Origin of the sequence: Syntrophomonas sp., assembly GCF_028707975.1 — a bacterium.
Lineage (GTDB): Bacteria > Bacillota > Syntrophomonadia > Syntrophomonadales > Syntrophomonadaceae > Syntrophomonas.
Genome location: NZ_JAQVZX010000094.1, coordinates 1 through 6,956 on the forward strand (window position 1 = coordinate 1; position 6,956 = coordinate 6,956).

Below are 6,956 nucleotides of genomic sequence, written 5' to 3' on the forward strand. Positions count from 1 at the left end.
TGCAAAAAGTAAATATTCATTGGCTTGTATAAATATACCGCTCGCGGTCTTTGCATGGGCAACACCCGGCGAAGTCTTGCGGTTCATCTTTTAGCAACCCAGCAACCGGCAGGCATATTGTATGCCTATTATGCTCTTGCCATCAATAATCTCTCCGCTAAAGATCATCTCATAGGCCTCTTTCAGCGGTACTTTTTTCACTTCCAGGAATTCATCCCGGTCTAAACTGCTTTCTCCTGGGCTCAAGCCCTGGGCCATAAATAAAAAGAGCTTTTCATCACAAAAACCGGGGGCGCTATGATAACTCAAGATTTTCTGCCATTTTGCAGCCTGCAGCCCGGTTTCCTCCTCCAGCTCCCGGCGGGCACATTCGAGCGGTTCTTCGTTTTCTTCCAAAGTTCCCGCCGGTATCTCCAGCAAAACCCTTTCCAGAGCCTTGCGATACTGCCGTACCATCCATAGATTGTTTTCCTCATCTATGGCTACAATACCTACCGCCCCGGAGTGTTCCACAATTTCGCGGCTACTCTCGCTGCCATCGGGCAGAAGGACCTGATCCACCCTGACCTTTATAATGCGTCCCTGGAATATTTCCCGGGAAGCCAGGGTCTTTTCTTCCAAATCCATAAGCTTCTCCTCCCGCATATTTTGCCTAATCCCGGCATAAACTGCCAGGGAGGTGGTAATTCATGAGTATAAGCGTAGGCAAAAATAGCATAGTTTTTTACGGTAAGTTTCCGGAGCTCCTGGCCCTGTTAAAAGCCTATCCCCCGGATACCCGTTTGCAAGATTTCATTCGACTGCATCTGCATTGAGGAGAATTAATCTTGCTGGTACAAACGGAGGGCTGCTTGAGCAGCCGCCCCCAGGGCCAGAAAAAATTCCTTTTCTTCCTCCACCCCCCGGCCCATGGTGCTGGCCTTAAAACTGCTGTTATTAAGCAAATCAAGAATTCCTGGTTCATTTTCAACAATAAAATGGTATTTATCCAACAACCCGGCCTCTCTGATTTGCGTCCATAAAAAATCCATTTTTTCTTCTTCCAGCAAAGGTAAGGGTACCAGGGCCTTAACCCGACAAACTCGGGAAAGAACCGTCAGGGTATGATGGCTTATTCCTTGATGACGCTTTCTCTTATCCGCAAAACTAATGCGGGGTACGGCTACTGGCCTGCCCTCCAAAGCTTCAACCGCATTCAGGATTTCCCCCTGCTCTATTCCAGTGAAGCCCCATTTGGTTCCGGTTCCTACTATTCCCGGTCCCATGCCTACGATTATTATATCAGCCTGCAATATATGGCGAGCGGCCAAAAGCCCGGAGTATATGTTTACGGCTTCCAGGTCGCCTCCGAAGGCATGTCCCACACTTAGCGCAGCCTGCAGCAGACCCTCCCTCTTCAAATAATCCACCACCTGGCTGAAGGCCAGCGGCAAGGCCGCCCCATCGGTCATAATATAGGCCAGCCTGAGCTCTTTATCCTTTTCCTTTAGCTGCAAACACAAAGGCAGGAGCATGGAATGCAGGCTGGACACCAGTACCGGAGTATTCTCCAGGCTATCTGCTTCCTGCATCACCTGGTGAAAAGGGCTGGCTTCTTCCTCCACGCTTAGTACTTTTAGCTGCATAGGAGTATAACGCAATTTCATTATATGCCCGCCTGGGGTCAATTCCCGGTTCCTTCCCTGCAAGCTGGCAATAACATAATGATAACCGCCGCTGCCCAGTTGCAGTTCAACCGCCGTAGTATTAACCAGCACTTCATCTCCCGGCAGGATCTCCCCCACCAGTTCCGGATATACTATAGAGCGGGCTTCTTCACCGTCAATAGAAATTAAATAACCTTTAATTCCCGGACGAGCAAAGAGCTCCTTCAGTATTTTCCCCCGCTTTATGGCAATCATTTTACTCTCCTATCTTCCGGTGGCCAACGCTTATTATCCTCTCCTGCCCAAAGGATGTAACCACTGATGAAAAGTGCGTTAGCCGGCGCTTGTTATTCTCCTATCCTGGCAGCTTCCCCAATTATGGCCAGTACCCAGCGGGCATCATTGACCAGATCTTCAATACTGATATGTTCATTACAGGTATGCACGGCCCGCATCCCTACGCCCAGATTGGCACAGCGAATACCCTGCCCGTTTATTATACTGGCATCACTGCCGCCGCCGGTACTGAGCAAGTGAGGCTTAAGTCCGATATTACTGGCAGCCCGGGCCGCCAGTTGAACTACCTCTTCGTTCTCATCAAGGCTGATCTCCGGGTAGAGAAATCTCACTGCAACCTCAGCCTTTCCTCCCCTTTTTTCCACTTCCGCTATAAAGATGTCTTTAAGCTCAGTGCTTAGAAGGTCCAGCTTTTCCCGCCTCAAGCTCCTGGCCTCGCCTTTTACCCGGCAGAATTCAGCTACTATATTGCGGGCGGTTCCCCCTTCTATTCCTCCGAAATTACAGGTAGTCTCATCATCGATACGACCGCAGGGCATAGCGACCAGAGCATTAGCTACCAGCTGTATGGCATTTAGGCCATCTTCAGGATTTATGCCCGCATGGGCAGCTCGGCCCAAAGCCGTATATTCCATTTCATTCTGGCAGGGAGATTGGATAATAATAGCACCCGGCTTGTCACCGGCATCCAGAACATAGGCTATTTTTGATTTAAGCTGCCTAAAGTCGAAGGCTTTGGCTCCTTTCAGGCCCTGTTCCTCACTTACGGTGAAAAGGAATTCCAAAGGGGGATGGGATATTCCCTTTTCCTTTAAAATATCAAATACTTCCAGCAAAACGGCTATGGCCGCTTTATCATCCGACCCCAAAATGGTATTGCCCTTACTTCTGATAAAACCGTCTTCATCGACTACGGCCTTAACCCCGATTCCGGGCTCTACCGTATCCATATGAGCGGCGAATAAAAGCGTGGGACCTTCCATAGTTCCCGGGATTTGCAGCAGAAGGTTGCCGGAATCACCCCCCAGTATTTGTCCGGCCTCATCTTCCACCAGCGTCAGCCCTCGCTGCTGAAACCATTGCTGGAGCAAATCCCTTACGGCAGATTCCCTTCCGGATACGGAAGCCGTCTCCACCAGGCGGATGAAGGTGTCAACTAGTCTTTTCACTTTTACCATCACTCTTCCCCCTTCCCCATTGGTCTATTTTTCGTAGTACAGCCACTTTTTCTATAATTCGCGTTAAAGAGTACTTTTCGGTGATAAGATGCATAAATATCAGAAAGAATAAAACTCCGACTTTAAAGCTGAGAGGCAGGCTGCCGGCAGCCATAAACCCCAGGGCCAAACCCAGCACATTGGAGCCACTGTCGCCCATCATAGCAAGGGCTTTAAGGTCGAAATGCACATAATAGAGAGTAGCTCCCAATAAAGGAGCTATTAGAATCCAGTTGATTTTCCAGCTGGCCAAGAAAGCCAGCAAGAAAAAGAAAAAGGAAAAACCCTTAACCGCTCGTCCCGGCCGTAAATCCAAAAGGTTTAACATATTGGCGAATAGAGCCATAATTAAAGTATCCACTATAATATCCGGCCAGCCTGAAGCCAGGGATAAAGCTAAAAAAAGGGCAATTAAAGCTCCACCTGCCGCCTTCAATCCCCCGGTAGTCATTCTTCCATGTAACAGGGCACCCAAATGGCCTTTAAAACCCAGCGTATCTCTTTGACCCAACATGTCATCTGCAAAACCTAGTAGAGAAATAGCAAATATGCCCATAAGAAAAAGGAAGTATATTTCCCGGTTTACCGGCTGCTCATAGAGCGGAGCAAAAAGCAGGATTATAGTATAAACCAGCAGAAGAGCCAGGGGGAAACTGATACCGGCACTGACCGGGATATCCCATCCCTGATAGTTCTTCCTGGTAGCAGCGGTTTCCTGCAATAGGGGAAGCAGGTAATGGAGTATCAGTCCTTCTGCGAGTACACCGGCCACTGCAGCCAGACCGGCTACAAGCCAAATATTCAAATGCCCTTCCTCCTCAAATCGCCAATTACCCTTAAAACATCCCAAAACTGTCGGCCCCGGTGTAAAAAGCCTTTCAAGTCGCGCCCGCTTTCATTGTGACTCATGGTAGTCGGTACTTCTAACAATTTAAAGCCCTGCAAGAGAGCATTTACACTCATTCCCAGCTCTACCCCATAACCTTCATTAAATGGAGTAACCGCCTGCAGCACTTCCCGGGTCATAGCCCTTTGCCCGCTAAGCGGTGCTCTGGCCTCCATTTTCCCAACCTTACTTATTAGCCAGGCCGCTGTTCCTTTAACCAGGCCAAATCCTCCTTTTTTCTGCGGGGGAGGAAATGAAGCAATACTGAGGTCAGCCATTCCATTAGCCACCGGTTCTATTAGCCGGCTGGCCTGGCTGGCTGAGTCCCCCAGATCGGCATCTAGAAAAACCACAATATCTGTAGCCTTTCCCCCAAGCTGGGGGAGCAGAAGATTGGCAGAAGACTCTGCAGTATGCTCCCGGGTGGAAAGCTGGGGTACAAATCCCAACTCCATTGCTTCGGCGGATAGTGACGACTCCCGCTGTTCAAGGTTCAAAAAAGGCAAGACCGCATTCATGGCCCCACCTTTGCCCCGGTTGGGGTATAGCTCCAGAACTTCTACTCCTTCTTCGCGTGCCCGGGAAGCGGTGGTATCGGTTGAGCCATCACTGACTACAATAACCCGGCTAATTCCGGGAATAGACTTCACCGCTTGCAGGGTTTCCCCGATCCGTTCTTCTTCATTATAAGCAGGAATCACTACCGTAATATTTTTCATCAGAACTACCTCATATCTAATCGATGGTTGAACGATGGTTTAACAATAGTTTAACCATCGCTGAACTACCGTTCCTGACGCCCGATTGACTGATGACTTTCCTTACTAACCACCCATGGCCCAGGGGCCACAACCACTGATGAAAAGTGAGTTAGTAGGTGCTGAAATAGTAAGATGTAGTAGGAATCAATTAACCCCTCACCCCTTACGCCTCACGCCTCACTTTTCTTATTAACCCCCCATGGCCATAGGCCACAACCACCGATGAAAATAATGGGGCTTTAGGGTATTATTAGGCGTTACCAGCTATTATCTTACTGCCCTTCATAATGCCGGCTGTTCTGCCAGGCAAAAGAACCGTCCCCATACCTGTACCTGTACCTGAACTTGCATAATAAAATATAATTGGGAATACCCCTTCTAACTAGCGGCATCTTCCGTCCTCCGATACTACTACCTCTGTTGTTTATTCACTGATTCTACCGGTAGTGAGGGCATAAACTTCTTGGCGGTGACTTTGATGCCATAATCACCGGGTTCACCCTCCATGGCATAAACCAGGGATATCTGCCCCGGACTCAAATCAACATTGTCAATAGTGCTGATTTTATCTTTCTGGTATTCTTCCATATAGGAATAGGTAACTTTGGAGTTTTCTACCCCAAATATTTTTAAACCTTGCTGAGCCAGCGACTCAATCAAGGTATGGTCAAAACTAGCCGCATAAAATCCGGCCAGGTTATTGGTACCCCCCAATAATATTATCCCGTTAAGGGGCATGGTATTACTACCGCTGAACTTCAATAAATCATTTTCCTGTAAAAAGCTTATTACCCCGGGGTCGGCTTTATTCGTTATAACTGCGGCCACACTGGCGGCTACATACTGCCTTAAGACATCGGGGGAAACCTCTTTTTCCAGGCCATAAAACTCCTGTACCCGCTGGCGCAAGCTCGCTTCATCCAGGCTGATATTAGACAAAATGACGGATTTGGAAACCACATTGGCCCCGGCAATAGACAAGGCGTTCAGCATACCGGCTGGTATATCACTACCGCCGGTGACTACCAGAGCCACCTGGTATCCGGTCAGGTGTTCTTTCACCAGAGGAGGAAGCAAGGCCTGGCTGTAGTTCTCATAATTGGAGATGATCTGGTCTTTATACTGGTTGGAAGCCGACAGTTCGCTTTCTCTTTCCCGCAGGGAATAAAACTGTCCCTCCAGGCGATCAATCATCTTCTTTTGCTGATCTACGAGCAGGTTATCCCCTACTATAGTACTGCCTATGAGTATGCCCAGTCCTAATGCTAAAAAAACGGCTACAATAGAAGCAATATGATATCTCAGATCAATCAATGCTCACACCCCAAACAGAATTATTAATACTATCATACATTAAAAAGAATCTTAAGTTGCAGGAGGATGAGACGGAAAAATGGCCTGGTTGCCGGGGAAACGGCCAGTATTACCGTAATTGGAATTAGTGCGGCCACCAGCAGTTGCAGCAGGTATTTGCTGGGCAGGTGTTGCTTGTATAACTGGCTTACTCCTCGGGCATCAACCAGTATGGAACCTACTTTTAAGCGAACCAAAAAAGTACTGCCCATACCTTTGCGCCCTTTTTCCAGAAAATCAATCATATTGGAGTGGCTGCCCACAGCCACAATAAGGCTGGCACCATACTCCCAGGCCAGTATCATGGCTACATCTTCACTGGTGCCGGGCATAGGAAAGGTTTTGGCTTTAAGACCCATGGATTCAATCCTATCCAGACCGGGAGCGGTTCCATCAGCATAGGCATGTACCACTATTTCCGCCCCGCTGCTTAATGCCCTGTCCGAGACACTATCCATATCACCTACAATCAAATCCGGCTTAAGCCCAAACTCCAGGAGCGCATCAGCTCCTCCGTCTACCCCGATTAACACCGGCTGTTCCTCCTGAATATACGAGCTTATCGTTCTCAGGTCTTCTTTATAACTGCTTCCCCGCACCACTATCAGAACATGACGGTTAAGCATATAGGTATCCAGAACCGGCACATCGATATTACCAATCAAGAGATCCTTTTCTTTCTTGGCATATTCCATGGTGTTATCGACAAAATGATCCAGCTCCAGCTGGATGTTCTGGTGAGCTTCTTTGAGCTTCAGCCTTACATCTTCCAGGCTCAGTTCTTTTCCTTCGGCAA

General features: G+C 48.4%; 8 protein-coding genes. 1 reads left to right on the forward strand and 7 read right to left on the reverse strand.

Translation table 11 applies throughout. The features are described from left to right. Positions 1 to 90 precede the first annotated feature (90 nt). Positions 91 to 627 (reverse strand): NUDIX hydrolase, encoded by a 537-nt coding sequence (locus tag PHP87_RS09935; protein WP_299920876.1) that lies wholly within the window; start codon positions 625 to 627, stop codon positions 91 to 93. A 62-nt stretch (positions 628 to 689) separates the two neighbouring features. Here PHP87_RS09935 and PHP87_RS09940 point away from each other — a divergent pair, with 62 nt between their 5' ends. Further along, positions 690 to 815 (forward strand): hypothetical protein, encoded by a 126-nt coding sequence (locus PHP87_RS09940; RefSeq protein ID WP_299920879.1) that lies wholly within the window; start codon positions 690 to 692, stop codon positions 813 to 815. A 6-nt stretch (positions 816 to 821) separates the two neighbouring features. On the opposite strand, the gene PHP87_RS09945 is transcribed toward PHP87_RS09940, so the two are convergent. The 6 genes from PHP87_RS09945 to steA all read right to left on the reverse strand — a co-directional run. After that, positions 822 to 1,901 carry a DUF3866 family protein gene (locus PHP87_RS09945; RefSeq protein ID WP_299920882.1) on the reverse strand — a complete coding sequence of 360 codons (1,080 nt, stop codon included), beginning with the start codon at positions 1,899 to 1,901 and terminating at the stop codon, positions 822 to 824. 92 nt (positions 1,902 to 1,993) lie between these two features. Next, entirely contained in the window at positions 1,994 to 3,121 is a 1,128-nt protein-coding gene (locus PHP87_RS09950; RefSeq protein ID WP_299920885.1) for a M20/M25/M40 family metallo-hydrolase, read from the reverse strand. Next, on the reverse strand, positions 3,096 to 3,965 hold the full coding sequence (locus PHP87_RS09955; protein ID WP_299920888.1) for a hypothetical protein: 870 nt from the start codon (positions 3,963 to 3,965) through the stop codon (positions 3,096 to 3,098). The genes PHP87_RS09950 and PHP87_RS09955 overlap by 26 nt, the downstream gene beginning before the upstream one ends. Then, positions 3,962 to 4,765, reverse strand: coding sequence for a glycosyltransferase family 2 protein (locus PHP87_RS09960; RefSeq protein WP_299920890.1), 804 nt, complete (start codon positions 4,763 to 4,765; stop codon positions 3,962 to 3,964). Before PHP87_RS09960 ends, PHP87_RS09955 begins: the two co-directional genes overlap by 4 nt. A gap of 453 nt (positions 4,766 to 5,218) precedes the next feature. Next, positions 5,219 to 6,121: a copper transporter gene (locus PHP87_RS09965; RefSeq protein WP_299920893.1), complete on the reverse strand. Its 903-nt coding sequence runs from the start codon at positions 6,119 to 6,121 to the stop codon at positions 5,219 to 5,221. A 32-nt stretch (positions 6,122 to 6,153) separates the two neighbouring features. After that, a partial coding sequence (gene steA / locus PHP87_RS09970; RefSeq protein WP_299920896.1) for a putative cytokinetic ring protein SteA occupies positions 6,154 to 6,956 on the reverse strand: 803 nt, incomplete at its 5' end.